This is a genomic window from Rugamonas sp., assembly GCF_025354735.1.
GTDB lineage: Bacteria > Pseudomonadota > Gammaproteobacteria > Burkholderiales > Burkholderiaceae_D > Rugamonas.
In genome coordinates this window covers 1-16,996 of the sequence record NZ_JANXMI010000014.1, presented here as the reverse complement: position 1 = coordinate 16,996, position 16,996 = coordinate 1, and the positions used below count along the sequence as shown (strand labels likewise).

Here is a 16,996-nt window from a genome sequence, read left to right as displayed (position 1 = left end):
CGGACAGGCCCTGGCCGCGTTCGCCGACCATCGAGTCGTAGGCCTGCGGCAGGCGCAGGATGAATTCGTGGGCGTGGGCGGCGCGGGCGGCGGCGATGATTTGCTCGCGCGTCGCTTCCGGCTTGCCGTAGGCGATGTTTTCGGCGATGGTGCCGAAGAACAGGAAGGGCTCTTGCAGCACCAGGCCGATATTGCGGCGGTAGTCCGACACGGCGAAGGAGCGGATGTCGACGCCATCGAGCATGATGGCGCCCTCGGAGACGTCGTAAAAACGGCAGATCAGGTTGACCAGCGTGCTCTTGCCGGAACCGGAGTGGCCCACCAGGCCTATCATTTCGCCGGCCTTGATGTCGAGGTTGATGCCGCGGTTGACGGCCCGGTTGCCGTAGCGGAAGCCGACTTCGCGCAGCGTGATATTGCCTTCGACCGTGCCGACCGACACCGGGCGCACCGGTTCCGGCACCGACGACACGTGGTCGAGGATGTCGAAGATGCGCTTGGCGGCCGAGGCCGATTTCTGCGTGACGGACACGATGCGGCTCATCGAATCGAGGCGGCCGTAGAAGCGGCTCGAATAGGCGATGAAGGTCAGCAGCACGCCGACGGTGATGCGGCCCTTGGACAGTTGCCAGATGCCGAACACCCAGATCACCAGCAAGCCCAGCTCGGTCAGGAAGGAGACGGTGGGCGAGAACAGCGACCAGATTTTATTGAGCTTGTCGTTGACGGCCAGGTTGTGCTTGTTGGCGGTGCGGAAGCGCGCCGCTTCGCGCGCCTCTTGCGCGAAGGCTTTCACGACCCGGATGCCGGGGATGGTGTCGGCCAGCACATTGGTCACCTCGCCCCACACGCGGTCGATTTTTTCGAAGCCGGTGCGCAGGCGGTCGCGCACGATGTGGATCAGCCAGGCGATGAAGGGCAGCGGCAGCAGCGTGACGGCGGCCAGCGCCGGGTCGATCGAACAGAGGATCACGCCGGTCATGATGATCATCAGCACGTCGGAGGCGAAGTCGAGCAGGTGCAGCGACAGGAACACGCAGATGCGGTCGCTCTCGCTGCCGATGCGCGACATAAGGTCGCCGGTGCGCTTGCCGCCGAAATATTCCAGCGACAGTTTCAGCAAGTGTTCATAGGTGGCCGTGCGCAGGTCGGCGCCGATGCGCTCGGACACCAGGGCCAGCACATACGTCTTGCCCCAGCCCAGCGCCCACGCCAGCACGGCCGAGGCCACCAGCCCCGACATATACAGGGCCACCAGCATGGTGTCGACCGGCTTGCCGTTTTGATAGGGGATCAGCACATTGTCGGTCAGCGGCCCGGTCAGGTAGGGCGGGATCATATAGGCGGCCGTGCCCAGCAGCATCAATGTGAAGCCGAGCGCCAGCTGGCCGCTGTAGGGCCGGGCGAAGCGCCACAGGCGGAACAGCGTCCACGTCGACGGCGGCGTGTAGACGACCTTGGTGCAGATCGGGCAATCTTCCTGGTCCGGCTCCAGCGGCGCCTTGCAGCTCGGGCAGACGTTTTTGTCTTCGAGAACGATGGGCTCGCCGCTGACGTGGCTGTGGCGCTGCGCGTTGAATTGTTCGACCAGGCGGATGGCGTGGAGGTTCTGGCCCAGCGTGAAGCGCCAGGCGGCCAGCCGGCCTTGTCCATCGTACAACTCCAGGTGGCCGACGCCGGCGTGGTCGTGGTGTTTCAGCACCAGGCCGTCGCGGTAGAGCCAGTCTTGCCAGGTCGCCGCGCCGGGCGAACGGGCCAGGATTCTGCGCCCGGTGACAATTATTATGCCCTTGGAGAAACGAAGTTGGGTATCCAGGTCAACCTCCAAGGCACTTGCAACGTTTTCCCCATTGGAAAGTTGCGCCTGCACATGAGAATTCCACTGTTCTGGCAATTCCGGCAGGGCCGATACTGAGGAAAGTTGTTGCGTTGTCATCGTGCGGCGTACTCCGGTTCCGTCTTTGCCCTCGGGAAAAGACTTATAAAGTGTAAGGTAATCAATGAAACCCGTTGCTGGTCAGGTAATAAACGCTCTCATGTGGCCGCCTGGCGGCTGATGGTGACGCTTATTTACGGTATTCTGTCAGTTGTCCGACAGACAGTGGAATCCAGGAAAGGGTCGACAGGCTGTTGCGGCGAAGTATACCGCAAGAGCGACGGCAACAGAGAATTAGCAAGCCGCATCCGCATCCCCCCAAGCGCTCCCTTTAGACAAGCGGCCGCATCAATTTTGGCGGGCGGCGGTGGCTCAGGGTTTACAATACGGCGCGGGCTGGCCACGGCCAATAACAAAGATACAAGAACTGAAACATGAACAAGAAGAAAGACATTGAATTTCTCCGTGTGACTCATCTGCGCGGACCCAATATTTGGACTTATCGCCCGGTGATCGAGGCGTGGCTGGATATTGGCGCGCTTGAAGACTTCCCGTCGAATAAGCTGCCCGGCCTGTATGAGCGCCTGGTCGCATGGCTGCCCAAACTGGTCATCCACCGCTGCGGCGTCGGCGAGCACGGCGGTTTCCTCGAACGCCTGCGCGAAGGCACTTACGCCGGCCACATCCTCGAACACGTGGTGCTGGAACTGCAAAACCTGGCCGGCATGAAAACCGGCTTCGGCAAGACGCGCCAGATCGGCGACGGCACCGGCCTGTATAAGATGGCCTTCCGCACCCGCCAGGAACAGGTCGGCCGCGCCGCCCTGGCCGCCGGCCGCGACCTGCTGATGGCCGCCATCGAAGACCGTCCCTACGACCTGGCCGCCACCGTCGAATCGCTGACGGACCTGGCCGAGTCGCTGTGCCTGGGCCCCAGCACCGCCAACATCGTCGACGCCGCCACCGAGCGCAAGATCCCCGCGATCCGCCTGACCGACGGCAACCTGGTGCAACTGGGCCACGGCGCCCGCCAGCGCCGCATCTGGACCGCCGAAACGGAACGCACCAGCGCCATCGCCGAAGGCATCGCCAGCGACAAGGACTTGACCAAGAGCCTGCTGTCCTCCTGCGGCATCCCGGTGCCCGAGGGCGAGCTGGTCAAGTCCGCCGAAGCGGCTTGGGCGGCCGCGCAGGACATCGGCCTGCCGGTCGTCGTCAAGCCCTACGACGGCAACCACGGCCGCGGCGTCTCCCTCAATCTGATGACGCAGGCCGACGTCGAAGCGGCCTACGCGCTGGCCGCGCGCAAGGGCGGCAGCCAGAGCGTGATCGTCGAACGCTTCATCGTCGGCAATGAACACCGGCTGCTGGTGGTCGGCAAGCGCCTGATCGCGGCCGCCTCCGGCGAATCGCTGTGGGTCACCGGCGACGGCAAGGCCAACATCATCGCCCTGGTCGACAGCCAGATCAACACCGACCCGCGCCGCGGCACCACCGAAGACGCGCCGCTCAACGCGCTGGCCCCGGAACACGGCGCCGAGATCATCCTCGAACTGGAACGCCAGGGCATGACCGCCTACTCGGTGCCGCTCGACGGCCAGAAGGTGCTGATCCAGCCGAACGGCAATGTCGGCTACGACGTCACCGACAGCGTGCATCCGAGCGTGGCCGCGATGGCGACGCTGGCGGCGCGCATCATCGGCCTCGACATCGCCGGCATCGACGTCGTCGCCGAAGACATTTCGCGGCCGCTGGAAGAGCAGGGCGGCGCCGTCATCGAAGTCAACGCCAGCCCCGGCCTGCTGGCCCATTTGCGTCCGGCCAGCGGCCAGCCGCGTCCCGTCGGCACGGCCATCGTCGACCATTTGTTCGCCGCCGAGGAAACCGGGCGCATGCCCATCATCGGCATCACGGGCCGGCACGGCACCACCATGGCGGCGCGCCTGATCGCCTGGCTGCTGCAAATCGGCGGCCAGAAAACCGGTTTGACCTGCGCCGACGGCTTGTTCGTCAACGGCCGCCTGCTGCCGCAGGACGGCTACACGGCGTGGGAGTCGGGCGAGCGCCTGCTGTTGAACAAAAACGTCGAAGCGGCCGTGTTTGAAAGCAGCGCGCGCATGATCCTGTCCGAAGGCCTGGCCTACGACAAGTGCGCCGTCGGCGTCGTCACGGACGTCAGCGGCCACGAAGAACTGGCCGAGTTCCACATCACCGACAGCGATCAGCTCTACAACGTGCTGCGCACCCAGGTCGACGTGATCTTGCCGAGCGGCGTGGCGGTGCTCAACGCGGCCGACCCGCAAGTGGTCGACATGGCGCGGCTGTGCGATGGCGAAGTGATTTTCTACGGCATCGACGAGCAGCTCGCCGCCGTCGCCGCCCACCGCGCAGCCGGCCTGCGCGTGGTGTTCCAGCGCGCCGGCCGCATCGTGCTGGGCGCCGGCATGGACGACGTGGCGACGCTGCCGCTGTCGGCGCTGGTGCCGCCGGAAGCCGTGCTGGCCGCCATCGCCGCCGCCTGGGCGCTGGGCCTGACGGCCGAATTGATCGGCGCCGGCCTGCGCACCTACGACGCGCATTCGCACCAGAAGCCGCACTAAAGAACCTCACAGGATAAGCAGAGTTATGGAAGTCATACGCACACGCGCCTTGCGCGGCCCGAATCTTTGGAGTCACCACACGGCGATCGAAGTCATCGTCTCTTGCAGTCCCGAAGAGCAGGCCATCGACCAGCTGCCCGAATTCGAAGTGCGCCTGCGCGCGCGCTTCCCCGGCATCAGCGCCCTGCAGCCGACCGGCCACGCCGACGCCGTGCCGATGGCGCACGTGCTGCAACTGGCGGCGCTGGGCTTGCAGGCGCAAGCCGGCTGCCCGGTCACCTTCAGCCGCACCACGCAGACGCTGGAGCCGGGCATCTACCAGACCGTCGTCGAATACACCGAGGAGGCGGTCGGCCGGCTGGCGATGGAGCTGGCCGAGGCCCTGATCGGCGCGGCGCTGGCCGACACGCCGTTCGACCTCGACGCCGCGCTCGCGCAATTGCGCGACCTCGATGAAGACGTGCGCCTGGGCCCGAGCACGGGCGCCATCGTGGCCGCCGCCGTGGCGCGCGACATTCCGTTCCGCCGCCTGACCGAGGGCAGCATGGTGATGTTCGGCTGGGGCAGCCGCCAGCGCCGCATCCAGGCCGCCGAAATGGACAGCACCAGCGCCATCGCCGAATCGATCGCGCAGGACAAGGAATTGACCAAGAAGCTGCTGCACGCGGCCGGCGTGCCGGTGCCGAACGGCCGCTCGGTGGCCGACGTCGACGACGCCTGGGCCGCCGCGCTGGAAATCGGCCTGCCGGTGGTGGTGAAACCGAAGGACGGCAACCAGGGCAAGGGCGTCACCGTCAACGTGATGAGCCGCGAGCACCTGGCCACCGCCTACCACGCCGCGCGCGAATTCCGCGACGACATCATGGTCGAGCGCTTCCTGCCCGGCAACGACTACCGCCTGCTCGTCATCGGCGACAAGATGGTGGCCGCCGCCCGCCGCGATCCGCCGCAGGTGGTCGGCGACGGCGTCCACTCGGTGCGCGAACTGGTCGACCTGGTCAACGCCGATCCGCGCCGCGGCAGCGGCCACGCCACCTCGCTGACCAAGATCCGCTTCGACGACATCGCGCTGGCGCGCCTGGCGCTGCAAGGCTTGCAGGCCGATTCGGTGCCCGCCAAGGGCCAGCGCGTCATCCTGCGCAACAACGCCAACCTGTCGACCGGCGGCACCGCCACCGACGTCACCGACGACGTCCATCCCGAAGTGGCGGCGCGCGCGGTGGAGGCGGCGCAGATGATAGGCCTCGACATCTGCGGCGTCGACGTGGTCTGCGACGGCGTGCTGCAACCGATAGAACAGCAGCGCGGCGGCGTGGTCGAAGTGAACGCCGCGCCCGGCCTGCGCATGCATCTGTCGCCGTCGTTCGGCAAGGGCCGGCCGATCGGCGAGGCCATCGTCAACACCATGTTCCCCGAGGGCGAGGACGGCCGCATCCCGGTCGTCGCCGTCACCGGCACCAACGGCAAGACCACCACCGTGCGCTTGATCGCCCACCTGCTCACGGCCAGCGGCCTGCGCACCGGCATGACCAACACCGACGGCGTCTACATCGAGGGCCGGCGCACCGACAGCGGCGACTGCAGCGGCCCGCGCAGCGCGCGCAACGTGCTGCTGCATCCGGACGTCGACGCCGCCGTCTTCGAGACCGCGCGCGGCGGCGTGCTGCGCGAAGGCCTGGCCTTCGACCGCTGCAAGGTCGCTGTCGTCACCAACATCGGCACCGGCGACCACCTCGGCCTGAACTACATCACCACGGTCGAAGACCTGGCGGTGCTCAAGCGCGTGATCGTGCAGAACGTGTCGGCCAGCGGCTTCGCGGTGCTCAACGCGACCGACCCCATCGTCGCCGGCATGGCCGCCAACTGCCGCGGCAAGGTGATCTTCTTCGGCGCCGACCGCGGCCACCCGGTCATCGCCACCCACCTGGCGCAGGGCCGCCGCACGGTCTACGTGGCCGACGGCCACGTCGTCGCCGTCGAAGGCAAGGACGTGCACAAGGTCGCGCTGGCGCAGGTGCCGATCACGCGCGACGGCGCCATCGGCTTCCAGGTCGAAAACGTGATGGCCGCCGTCGCCGCCGCGTGGGGCGTGGGCATCAGCTGGGAGGCGATCCGCCTCGGCCTGCAAACCTTCGCCAACGATTCCGACAACGCGCCCGGACGCTTCAACGTCTTCACGCACCGGGGCGCCACCGTCATCGCCGACTACGGCCACAATCCGGACGCCATCCTGGCGCTGGTGCAGGCGGTGGAAACCATGCCGGCCAAGCGCCGCGCGGTGGTCATTTCCGGCGCCGGCGACCGCCGCGACCAGGACATCACGCAGCAGACCGAGATCCTCGGCCGCGCCTTCGACGACGTGGTGCTGTATGAAGACGCCTGCCAGCGCGGCCGCGTCGACGGCGAAGTGGTGGCGCTGCTGCGCAGCGGCTTGCACGGCGCGCCGCGCACCACGCGCATCGACGAGATCTACGGCGAGTTCCTGGCCATCGACACCGCCCTCGATCGCCTGCAGGACGGCGACCTGGCGCTGATCCTGGTCGACCAGGTGGAAGAAGCGCTGGCCCACATCGCCAAGCGCATCGCCGAGGGCTGAGCGCAGCAGGGCTTGTGCTACGCAAAATAAAAAAACCGCAGGCGACTGTGGTTTTTTTTGTCGGTTTACAGGGCCGGCGAAGCGGGCGGTGTTGGCGGGACGTCATAAATTTTGACGTTGAATGTATTTTCCAGCGCCGATCGCACTCCCTGCCTTAAGCTCCAGGTAAAGAATATCAAAACGCCGATCAAGATCACGAAGACAAATGAGGCAACCACCCCTTGCCAGACACCGAACCAGAAACGCAATCGAGCCTTGAACACCGTTTCGTATGCGCGATTTTCCAGCTTTGCGTTGTACGTTTCGAGTAAGGACAGCGAGAAGTCAGCAGTGAGTGTCTCGGCCTGATCCTGATAACTCTTCAATTGTAGTTCGCTGGAACTCAAGTCATTGAACATTGCAAAATCAGATGACTCAGGATCTTTGGAATGTCTCTTTTTGAACCCATCGATAAAGTCAAATTTTTGGCGTTTATATAGGGCGTAGGCGACCATGCCCAACAGATCGTCGTCATCCGTCACGAGCTGCCGATAAATCGAGGTATCGTGGGAGGTCATTTATTTTCCGGTTCTCAACTTGATCGACGCTTGTCGGAACGCGTTTCTGATTTCATCCATCGTAAATTGCGGTGGTTCTATCGGCAGCTTGCTGGTGCCGTACGGTCGCAGTAAACGTTCTCTTCGAAAAAGTTTTCGATTGGCTTCCAGAATAAGCTCCTTCGAAAAATGTGTATTGGTTTTCATGATTTCTCCTTCGCAAAGAAAAAAATCTCAAAAGGTTTTTTCATTTTACGTCCGAAAAACTCATAGTTCTTGTGATTTCACAGCGTCTCGTCGGCCAGCGATGCGGCGGGAATCTCTGAGTTGAAAGATGGGGATCGCGGCGCGTTATAGAATGTGGCGTTACGTCCAGCCTATGCCTAGTGGAGGTCTTTTGAATCAATTTCTCAACAACAAATCCGTCGTCGCCGGCCAGGTCGTGCTGGTGCTGCAAGGCGGCGGCGCGCTCGGTGCCTACCAGATCGGCGTCTACCAGGCCATGCACGAGGCCGGGCTGGAGCCGGACTGGGTGATCGGCACCTCGGTCGGCGCCATCAACGGCGCCATCATCGCCGGCAATCCGCCGCAGCTGCGGCTGGAACGGTTGCGCCAGTTCTGGAAGCGCATGGAACAGAACGCGCTGGGGCTGGGCGGCGTGCCGCGCGCCTACGCCAACGCGATGATCGTCCACCATGGCATCCCCTCGTTCTTCTCGCCCAATCCGGCGGCGTGGTGGAATCTCGACGCCAAAGTGGGCGCCGAACGCGCGTCGTTTTATCAGACCTCGCCGCTGCGCGCCACGCTCGACGCGCTGGTCGATTTCGACTATCTGAACGCGCGGCACACGCGCCTGACCGTCGGTGCCGTCAACGCCCGCACCGGCGCGATGCGCTATTTCGACAGCCGCAAGGAGGCGCTGGCGGCACAGCACGTGATGGCGTCCGGCGCGCTGCCGCCGGCCTTTCCGGCCGTGCGCATCGACGGCGAGCCGTATTGGGACGGCGGGATTTATTCGAACACGCCGATCGAGGCGGTGCTCGACGACGAACCGCGCCGCAGCTCGGTGATCTTCTCGGTGCAGGTGTGGAATCCGGACGGCAGCGAGCCGCGTAGCGTGCTCGAAGTGCTCGACAAGCACAAGGAGATCCAGTACGCCAGCCGCGCGAGCAATATCGAGCAGCAGCGCAAGCTGCACCGCTTGCGCCACGTGATCCGCCAGCTGGCGCTGCACCTGCCCGAGGAAGTGGCGTCGGCGCCGGAGGTGCGCGAGCTGACGGCCTGGGGCTGCGGCACGACGATGCACATCGTGTCGCTGAAGGCGCCGCGCGTCGGCGACGAGGACCACACCAAGGACATCGACTTCAGCGCGCGCGGCATCGCCCAGCGCTGGCAGTCCGGCTACGACGACGCGATGCGCTTCATCGAGCAGAAGCCGTGGGAGCAGGAGGTCGACCCGATCGAGGGCGTGGCGATCCACGAGCTGCCGTGGCCGGCGCGTTTGTAGCCTTTCGCACGGGGTTCAGGCGCCGCGCTGTCCCAGCACCTCGTGGCAGACATCGAGCCAGGCGCGCGCCGCGTGCGACAGATAGCGGCCGTTCCACACGTGCGCCACCTGCCATTGCAGCTCCGGCTCCACCAGCCGCACCGTGTCGAGATGGCCGATCGCCAGCCGGTGGATGAAGGGCTGCGGCAGCAGCGCCACGCCCATGCCGGCCGACGCCATCGCCACCAGCCAATCCCACTGGCCGCTCTGCGCCACCACCGTCGGCTCGATGCCGGCGGCGCGGAAGGCCGCGCGCAGGCCGCGCGTGAGCGCGAAGTCGTCCTTCAACAGCACCAGCGGCAGCCTGGCCAGCGCCTTCAGTTTGAGCGTGGTTCGGTTTTTCTGAAAGGTGTCGCGCGCCGCCACCGCCCATATCGGATAGCTGGCGATGGCTTCCGTCTCCAGTTCCAGCTGCGGGTCGGCCGGCAGCACCGTCATGCCGATTTCCAGGTCGCCGGCCGCCACCTGGCGCTCGATGGCCTGGCCGGTGTCTTCGCGCAGCGTCAGCGCGATGGCCGGGTGGCGCTGGCGGAAGGCCTTCAGCACCGGCGTAAACAACAGGTTAATCATGGGCGGTATGCCCACCGTCAGGCTGCCGCGTTGCAGCGCCTGGGTGTCGCGCAGCTCCAGCGCCATCTCCGCCATCGACGCCAGCATCTGCTGGCCGTGGGCGTAGACGATGGCGCCGGTGTCGGTCAGGGTCAGCCTGCGGCCGTCGCGGATCAGCAGCGGCGCGCCGGCTTCGTCCTCCAGCTGGCGCACCATCTTGCTGATGGTCGATTGCGTCACGTGCAGCGTCTCGGCGGCCTGGGTGAAGCTGTTCAGGCGCACGGTTTCGACAAAATAGCGCAGCGAGCGGAGGTCCATGGCGTTTCCACACTATGAGAAAAGCGACTGATTGAAGGGAATATTAGTCATACAGCGAATGTCCTGCGAATTCTATACTGGTTTCATAAACCGAATAACGACAGGAGCACATCATGTATGAAGACCGCATCCGGCGCCCGGCGCTGATGGAAAAACTGATGACGGCGCAGCAGGCCGCCGCGCTGTTCAAGGACGGCATGACCGTCGGCATGAGCGGCTTCACCCGCGCCGGCGACGCCAAGGCCATGCCGCTGGCGCTGGTCGAACGCGCGCGCGCCGCGCCGCTGCGGCTGACGCTCATCACCGGCGCCTTGCTCGGCAACGACAGCGACGGCTTGATGGCCAACGCCGGCGTGGTCGCGCGCCGCCTGCCGTTCCAGAGCGACGCCGCGCTGCGCCGCAAGATCAACAGCGGCGAGGTGATGTTCATCGACCAGCATTTGTCGGAGACTGCCGAGCAGCTGCGCTCGGGCGACCTGGCGCCGGTCGACATCGCGGTGATCGAAGCGGTCGCCATCACGGCCGACGGCGCCATTGTGCCCACCATGTCGGTCGGGAATTCGGCCAGCTTCGCGCAGCAGGCCAGGATGGTGATCGTCGAAATCAACCTGAGCGCGCCGCTGGCGCTCGAAGGCCTGCACGATATCTACCTGCCGCAGGATCGGCCGCTGCGCGGCGCCATCCCGCTGGTCAGTCCATGGCAGCGCATCGGTTCGACGACGATAGCGATCGACCCGGCGCGCATCGCCGCCATCGTCATCACGGACAGTCCGGACAGTCCGTCCAACGCGCTGCCCGGCGACGCCGAAACGGACGCCATCGCGCGCCACGTCATCGCCTTCCTCGAAGGCGAGGTGAGAGCGGGGCGCATGGGGCCGGAGCTGCTGCCGCTGCAGGCCGGCATAGGCACCATCGCCAACGCCGTGCTGCATGGCTTGGTCGCTTCGCCGTTCCGCAACATGACGATGTACTCGGAGGTGTTGCAGGACAGCGCCATCGAGCTGCTCGACTCGGGCCAGCTGGCGATGGCGTCGGCGTCGTCGATCACGCTGTCGGCGGCGGTGCATGAGCGCTTCATCCGCGATATCGAGAGCTACCGGCAGCGCATCGTGCTGCGCCCGCAGGAGATCAGCAATCATCCCGAAGTGGTGCGGCGGCTCGGCATCATCGCGCTGAACACGGCGCTGGAATTCGACATCTACGGCAACGTCAATTCGACCCATGTGGGCGGCACGCACATGATGAACGGGATAGGCGGCTCGGGCGATTTCGCGCGCAACGGGCAGCTGTCCATCTTCGTTAGCAAGTCGGTGGCCAAGGACGGCGCCATATCGAGCGTGGTGCCGATGGCGGCCCACGTCGACCATACCGAGCACGATGTCGACGTCCTCGTCACCGAATGGGGGCTGGCCGACCTGCGCGGGCTGGCGCCGCGCGAACGGGCGCCGCTGATTATCGAGCAATGCGCGCATCCCGACTACCGGCCGCAATTGCGCGCCTATTTCGAGGCCGCGCTGCGCGAAGGCGGGCAGACGCCGCATGTGCTGGAGCAGGCCTTGTCATGGCATGTGCGCTACAAGCGCGAGGGCACGATGCTGCGGTGAGGAGAGGTGGATGCGGCGGCGCGGCGTGAAATCCCATAAAATAGCGGATCGGTACGCACCGTACCCACCTACACGGAACCGCAATGACCATCAAAATCAGCCAAAACTTCGACTCCGGCGCCATCGAGGTGCTGCGCGCCGACAGCGCCGCCACCATCGAACTGAATTTGCGCGACGACTCGCACGCCGACATCCGCCAGTGGTTCCACTTCCGCCTGCAAGGCGCGCGCGGCCAGGCCTGCACCATGCGCTTCCTGAACGCCGGCCAGGCCACCTACGCGCGCGGCTACGAAGGCTACCACGCCGTCGCCAGCTACGACGGCGAAACCTGGTTCCGCGTGCCGACCTCCTTCGACGGCGACGTCATGACCATCGTCCACACGCCGGACCTCGACAGCGTCTACTACGCCTACTTCGAGCCCTATTCCTTCGAGCGCCACCTGCGCCTGCTGGGCGAGGTGGCCGAGAATCCGCTGGCGCGCGTGCATGACCTGGGCAGCACCGTCGATGGCCGCGACATGAACCTGGTCGTCATCGGCAAGCCGGAAGCGGAAAAGAAAATCTGGTTCATCGCGCGCCAGCATCCGGGCGAATCGATGGCCGAATGGTTTGTCGAAGGCTTGATCGACGCGCTGCTCGACGACGCCAATCCGATCGCCCGCAAGCTGCTGCAACGCTGCGTGTTCTACATCGTGCCGAACATGAATCCGGACGGTTCGGTGCGCGGCAACCTGCGCACCAACGCGGCCGGCGCCAACCTCAATCGCGAGTGGATGACGCCGACGCCGGAGCGCAGCCCGGAAGTGCTGGTGGTGAAGCAGAAGATGCACGACACCGGCATCGACATGTTCTTCGACATCCACGGCGACGAGGCGCTGCCGTACAACTTCGTGGCCGGCAACGAGATGCTGGTCAACTTCACGCCGCAGCAGGCGGCGCACCAGCAGGCCTTCATCGACCGCTACAAGCAGGCCAGCCCGGACTTCCAGGACCGGGTCGGCTACCCGGTCGGCAAGTACAAGGAAGACATGCTGACGCTGGCGTCCAAGTATGTCGGCCACCACTTCCAGTGCCTGGCGCTGACGCTGGAAATGCCGTTCAAGGACAACGCCGACCTGCCCGACCCGCACGTGGGTTGGAACGGCGCCCGCAGCGCGGCGTTGGGCGCGGCGATTTTGCAGCCCATCCTGCTGTCGCTGGACTGAGGCGCACCATGGGCGTCGAAATCGAACGCAAATTCCTGGTGCGCGGCGACGATTGGCGCGCGCTCGGCGAGGCGCGGCTGATGCGCCAGGGTTATCTGTCGACGGACCCGGACCGCACGGTGCGCGTGCGCATCGAGGGCGAGTCGGCGACGATGACGATCAAGGGCCGCAGCGTCGGCGCCAGCCGCGGCGAGTGGGAGTACGCCATCCCGTTGGCCGACGCGGCCGAACTGCTGGACCGTTTGTGCCTGCAGCCGCTGATTGAAAAATACCGCCGCCGCATCGCCCACGCCGGCATGCTGTGGGAGGTCGATGAATTCCTCGGCGCGAACGCCGGCCTGGTGGTGGCCGAGATCGAACTGGCGTCGGAAGACCAGGCTTTCGACCGGCCGGCGTGGGTCGCCGCCGAAGTCACCGATGAGCGCCGCTATTTCAATTCCAATCTGATACGCTTGCCATATTCGCAATGGTGACGGCCTGTTGTTGGCATCGGACCGGATCTGCCGTTTGTGACGATTGGTGACATTTGCCCGCTTTGATCTGCGCTACGATCGGCGATATGCGTAATTTTTGCGCATGTCGCTGGGCGCTCGTTGCGCATATCAAAGGGAATACACCATGAGCATGTCGAGCATGAAAGTGGCGACGCGGCTGACCGTCGGTTTTGGTCTGGTCGCGGGTTTGCTGGCGCTGATGACGGGGCTGGGGGTGAACCGCATGGCGCAGATGCAGGAGCGGATCGAAGAAATCACCCAGGTCAACAACGTCGAGGCGCGTCTGGCCGGCGTCATGGATTTATCCGTCACCGAGCGCGCGCTCGCGCTGCGCAACCTGATCCTGCTGACCGAATCCAAAGACGCCGGCGCCGAAACCCAGCGCATCGCCACGCAGGAAAAAAACTACGCGGAGGCGCAGGACAAGCTGGGCGTCATGTTCGCCAGCGCTTCCACGGCGCCGGAGGAGCGCCAGTTGCTCGACCTGGTCAAGCAGCAGGCCGTCCTCGCCACGCCGATCATCGCGCGCGCCACCGCGCTGGCGCTCGATAAAAAATCCGACGAGGCGTACAAGCTGCTGCGCTACGAACTGCGCCCGGTGCAGAAGCTGTGGTGGGAGAAGCTGCGCGAACTGAAGGCGCTGGAGGAAACCCAGAATGTGGACGCGGCGGCGCAGGCGCAAAGCGCTTACGTCAACGCGCGCGCGCTGATGTTCATCATCGGCGGCGTGGCGCTGCTGGTCAGCATCGCGGCGGCGGTGATGATCACGCGCAGCGTGCTGCGCAAGCTGGGCGGCGAACCCGATTACGCCGTCGCCGTGGCCGGCCGCATCGCCGCCGGCGACCTCACCGTCGCCATCGACACCCGCAGCGGCGACAACAGCAGCCTGTTGTTCGCCATGCGCGCCATGCGCGACAGCCTGGCCACCATCGTCGGCCAGGTCCACGCCAGCACGGCGACCATCGCCTCGGCCTCCAGCCAGATCGCGAGCGGGAATATGGACCTGTCGTCGCGCACCGAGCAGCAAGCCAGCTCGCTCGAAGAAACCGCATCGTCGATGGAGCAGCTGACCTCCACCGTCAAGCAGAACGCCGACCACGCGCGCCAGGCCAACGGGCTGGCCGTGTCCGCGTCGGCGGTGGCGCAGAAGGGTGGCGCGGTGGTGTCGCAGGTGGTCGGCACGATGGGATCGATCGACGCCTCGTCGAAAAAAATCGTCGACATCATCGGCGTGATCGATGCAATCGCCTTCCAGACCAATATCCTGGCCTTGAACGCGGCCGTCGAAGCGGCGCGGGCCGGCGAGCAGGGCCGCGGCTTCGCTGTGGTGGCGACCGAGGTGCGCAACCTGGCGCAGCGCTCGGCGGCGGCGGCCAAGGAAATCAAGGTGCTGATCGACGACTCGGTGCAGCAGGTCGACGCCGGCGCGCGGCTGGTCCATCAGGCCGGGGCGACGATGCAGGAAATCGTCGACAGCGTCAAGCGCGTGACCGACATCATGGGCGAGATCAACCACGCCAGCGAGGAGCAGACCTCCGGCATCGAGCAGATCAACCATGCGGTGATGCAGATGGATAATGTGACGCAGCAGAACGCGGCGCTGGTGGAGGAGGCGGCGGCGTCGGCGGCGGCCTTGCAGCAGCAGGCGGCCAGCCTGGCGGCGGTGGTGAGCGTGTTTATGGTGGGCGGGGCGAAGGCGACGGGGCCGGCGCAGGGGGCAGCGGCGCCGCGCAGGGCGGTGGCGGCCAAGCCGCCGTTGCGCACGCCGGCGGTGCTGAAGCTGGAGTCCCGGCCGCAGAAAAAAACCGCCGCGGTTGAAAAGGAGTGGGAAGAGTTTTGAGCGCCGGCGCTCGCTGCCGGGGCGGGGGCGCTGCCCCCTGGTGTTTACCGCGGTGTCGCTGACCGGTTGCGCCGCTGATTCGGTGTCGGCGGCGCAACCGGGGCGCGGCGCTTAGTGGAAGTGCTCGGTGCCGCTGGGCGCGTCTTCCGGCATTTCGGCGTGCGCCAGCTCCCCGACCTGGTCGGCGAACAGCGGCGCGCCGCAATCGTCGCAGAATTCGGAGACATAGCGCTCGCCATGCTTCTTGATCTGCGTGATGCCGGCCGCGTTCAGGTACTGGATGATTTCCTCCACCGGCGTGACCGGCTTGGCCAGCTGCGCGTCGATGCCGCCCGGCTGCACGCCTTCGGGCGGCGTGCCTTCCTCATCCTCTTGCCCGTACAGCGGCCAGACGACGCCGTAGATCACGTCCGGCGTCTGGCGCTGCGTGAACGCGACGCGGTATTCGTCGACCTGGCCGTCGGCCGACTCTTCGCCGAAGCCGGCGATGACGGCGCGCAGCTCGGACGGTTCGATCGCCAGCGTGTGCGTCAGGTAGTGGACGGCGGCGCGGATCGACACCGGCCGTATCAGCTTGTCCGCTTCGCGGCAGGCCATGTAATACGCTTCCGGCAGCAGCAGCTCGATGCCGCAGCCGGGCAGCAGGCGCGCCACGGTCGGCATGGCCTGCGCGCGCCACTGTTCCAGCGCGGTGGTGCGTTCGCCGATGAAGTTGGCCTGGTTGGCCGGCATCTGCCAGCGGAACAGCGGCGCGCCGGCGCGGGCCACGACGGCCACCAGCAGGTAGCGCGTGTCGGCCAGGAAGGGCGCCGTCTCGGGCGCCTTCAGGTCGGCCTTGAGCGCCGTGCCTTTCAGCGCGGCCTGCGCCAGCTTGTGGGTCTTGGCGTAGGTCTCGACGTGGCTGCGCGGCAGCTGGTCGATCGAGAACAGCGTCGGCGACATGGCCAGGTGGGTGCCGTCGGCCAGCAGGTGGGCGGAAAAGTGCGCCGTCAGCGTGCTCAGGATGTCGGCCGGGATGGCGCCGGAAGAGATCGAGAAACGGGTCCAGGCCAGGATGGGCGCGGCGACCAGCAGCACGTCGTGCGCGGTCGGCACGCCGTCGATGTCGACCATGATGGAACTCGATTCGCTGACCGCTTCCACGCCGTCCATCAACACGTCGTAGGCGTTCAAGTCTTCCTTGAACAGGCTGTTGAGCGTGGTGTCGATGGTTTCCTGGTGGCCGGTCTTGAGGAGTTTCTGGAGCTGCGCATCGAGGCTATGTTCCCAGGACCGCTCTTCGATGCGGCTGGCGGCCTGACCGACCGCCTGGGCGTAGGTCACGAGGCGCTGGCTCTCGGCAGATAATTTATGGGATGAATCTTTGGATGGACGACGCATAGCGGCTATAAGAGTCTCGGTAAAGTGGATAAAGCGGATCAGGCTAACAAATGATAACCCTTATGGGACGTATTGTAGTGGATTCGGTCCACATGCCGCGATTAGATGGTGGCGCGCGCGGCAATATCAAGCGGCGGCGCGGCTTTGCCGGCGTGTCGGCGGCGCTGAATCGGGGGCGGCGCCGCCCGCGTCCATGCGGCGCGGACGAAAAAAAACGCCGGACGTCGCCGGCGTTGCGCTTGCGCTTACGCCTTCAGCTACAGGCGTAAGCGCTGATGCCGATTACGCGGCCAGCAGCTGGCGCAGCACGAATGGCAGAATGCCGCCATGCTTGTAGTAGTCGACTTCGATCGGGGTGTCGATGCGCAGCAGGACTGTGACTTCCTGCGAGCTGCCATCGGCGCGGTGGATCACGAGGGTCGCCAGTTGCTGCGGCTTGATCTCGCCTTCCA

12 protein-coding genes are annotated in these 16,996 nt (G+C 65.6%); 7 read left to right on the top strand and 5 right to left on the bottom strand.

Annotation, left to right across the window (positions count from 1 at the left end; translation table 11 throughout):
• On the bottom strand, window positions 1-1,936 hold a 1,936-nt coding region (locus Q0S71_RS01165), incomplete at its 3' end, for an ABC transporter transmembrane domain-containing protein (RefSeq protein WP_295990198.1).
• 374 nt (window positions 1,937-2,310) lie between these two features.
• On the opposite strand from Q0S71_RS01165, the gene cphA (Q0S71_RS01160) reads away from it, so the two are divergent.
• Together cphA (Q0S71_RS01160) and cphA (Q0S71_RS01155) are read left to right on the top strand one after the other, a co-directional pair.
• Complete coding sequence (gene cphA / locus Q0S71_RS01160; RefSeq protein ID WP_295990196.1) at window positions 2,311-4,476, top strand: cyanophycin synthetase; 2,166 nt, start codon at window positions 2,311-2,313, stop codon at window positions 4,474-4,476.
• Window positions 4,477-4,501: 25 nt separating this feature from the next.
• Window positions 4,502-7,072, top strand: coding sequence for a cyanophycin synthetase (gene cphA / locus Q0S71_RS01155; RefSeq protein WP_295990194.1), 2,571 nt, complete (start codon window positions 4,502-4,504; stop codon window positions 7,070-7,072).
• Window positions 7,073-7,137: 65 nt separating this feature from the next.
• On the opposite strand, the gene Q0S71_RS01150 is transcribed toward cphA (Q0S71_RS01155), so the two are convergent.
• Together Q0S71_RS01150 and Q0S71_RS01145 are read right to left on the bottom strand one after the other, a co-directional pair.
• Window positions 7,138-7,629: a hypothetical protein gene (locus tag Q0S71_RS01150; protein WP_295990192.1), complete on the bottom strand. Its 492-nt coding sequence runs from the start codon at window positions 7,627-7,629 to the stop codon at window positions 7,138-7,140.
• On the bottom strand, window positions 7,630-7,815 hold the full coding sequence (locus Q0S71_RS01145; RefSeq protein ID WP_295990190.1) for a hypothetical protein: 186 nt from the start codon (window positions 7,813-7,815) through the stop codon (window positions 7,630-7,632).
• Between the two features lie 190 nt (window positions 7,816-8,005).
• On the opposite strand from Q0S71_RS01145, the gene Q0S71_RS01140 reads away from it, so the two are divergent.
• Window positions 8,006-9,115, top strand: a complete 1,110-nt coding sequence (locus Q0S71_RS01140) for a patatin-like phospholipase family protein (RefSeq protein ID WP_295990188.1) — start codon at window positions 8,006-8,008, stop codon at window positions 9,113-9,115.
• Between the two features lie 15 nt (window positions 9,116-9,130).
• Here Q0S71_RS01140 and Q0S71_RS01135 read toward each other — a convergent pair whose 3' ends face one another.
• Window positions 9,131-10,021: a LysR substrate-binding domain-containing protein gene (locus Q0S71_RS01135; RefSeq protein ID WP_295990187.1), complete on the bottom strand. Its 891-nt coding sequence runs from the start codon at window positions 10,019-10,021 to the stop codon at window positions 9,131-9,133.
• Window positions 10,022-10,134: 113 nt separating this feature from the next.
• Between Q0S71_RS01135 and Q0S71_RS01130 the strand changes: the two genes are divergently transcribed.
• The 4 genes from Q0S71_RS01130 (at window position 10,135) to Q0S71_RS01115 (ending at window position 15,164) form a co-directional block, all read left to right on the top strand.
• On the top strand, window positions 10,135-11,625 hold the full coding sequence (locus tag Q0S71_RS01130; RefSeq protein WP_295990186.1) for an acetyl-CoA hydrolase/transferase family protein: 1,491 nt from the start codon (window positions 10,135-10,137) through the stop codon (window positions 11,623-11,625).
• 83 nt (window positions 11,626-11,708) lie between these two features.
• Window positions 11,709-12,830: a M14-type cytosolic carboxypeptidase gene (locus Q0S71_RS01125; RefSeq protein ID WP_295990185.1), complete on the top strand. Its 1,122-nt coding sequence runs from the start codon at window positions 11,709-11,711 to the stop codon at window positions 12,828-12,830.
• Between the two features lie 8 nt (window positions 12,831-12,838).
• A complete protein-coding gene (locus Q0S71_RS01120) occupies window positions 12,839-13,303 on the top strand; it encodes a CYTH domain-containing protein (RefSeq protein WP_295990184.1) in 465 nt (154 codons plus the stop codon).
• A gap of 145 nt (window positions 13,304-13,448) precedes the next feature.
• The gene (locus Q0S71_RS01115; RefSeq protein ID WP_295990183.1) at window positions 13,449-15,164 is read left to right on the top strand and encodes a methyl-accepting chemotaxis protein; all 1,716 of its coding nucleotides are present in this window, start codon (window positions 13,449-13,451) and stop codon (window positions 15,162-15,164) included.
• A gap of 111 nt (window positions 15,165-15,275) precedes the next feature.
• On the opposite strand, the gene Q0S71_RS01110 is transcribed toward Q0S71_RS01115, so the two are convergent.
• Window positions 15,276-16,544 (bottom strand): DUF2863 family protein, encoded by a 1,269-nt coding sequence (locus tag Q0S71_RS01110; protein ID WP_295990182.1) that lies wholly within the window; start codon window positions 16,542-16,544, stop codon window positions 15,276-15,278.
• Window positions 16,545-16,996: the final 452 nt, after the last annotated feature.

Bases quoted from the DNA above. Each gene is read 5' to 3' on its own strand.
- cphA (WP_295990196.1), top strand. From the start codon at position 2,311: ATGAACAAGAAGAAAGACATTGAATTTCTCCGTGTGACTCATCTGCGC.
- cphA (WP_295990194.1), top strand. From the start codon at position 4,502: ATGGAAGTCATACGCACACGCGCCTTGCGCGGCCCGAATCTTTGGAGT.
- Q0S71_RS01150 (WP_295990192.1), bottom strand. From the start codon at position 7,629: ATGACCTCCCACGATACCTCGATTTATCGGCAGCTCGTGACGGATGAC.
- Q0S71_RS01145 (WP_295990190.1), bottom strand. From the start codon at position 7,815: ATGAAAACCAATACACATTTTTCGAAGGAGCTTATTCTGGAAGCCAAT.
- Q0S71_RS01135 (WP_295990187.1), bottom strand. From the start codon at position 10,021: ATGGACCTCCGCTCGCTGCGCTATTTTGTCGAAACCGTGCGCCTGAAC.
- Q0S71_RS01130 (WP_295990186.1), top strand. From the start codon at position 10,135: ATGTATGAAGACCGCATCCGGCGCCCGGCGCTGATGGAAAAACTGATG.
- Q0S71_RS01125 (WP_295990185.1), top strand. From the start codon at position 11,709: ATGACCATCAAAATCAGCCAAAACTTCGACTCCGGCGCCATCGAGGTG.
- Q0S71_RS01120 (WP_295990184.1), top strand. From the start codon at position 12,839: ATGGGCGTCGAAATCGAACGCAAATTCCTGGTGCGCGGCGACGATTGG.
- Q0S71_RS01115 (WP_295990183.1), top strand. From the start codon at position 13,449: ATGAGCATGTCGAGCATGAAAGTGGCGACGCGGCTGACCGTCGGTTTT.
- Q0S71_RS01110 (WP_295990182.1), bottom strand. From the start codon at position 16,544: ATGCGTCGTCCATCCAAAGATTCATCCCATAAATTATCTGCCGAGAGC.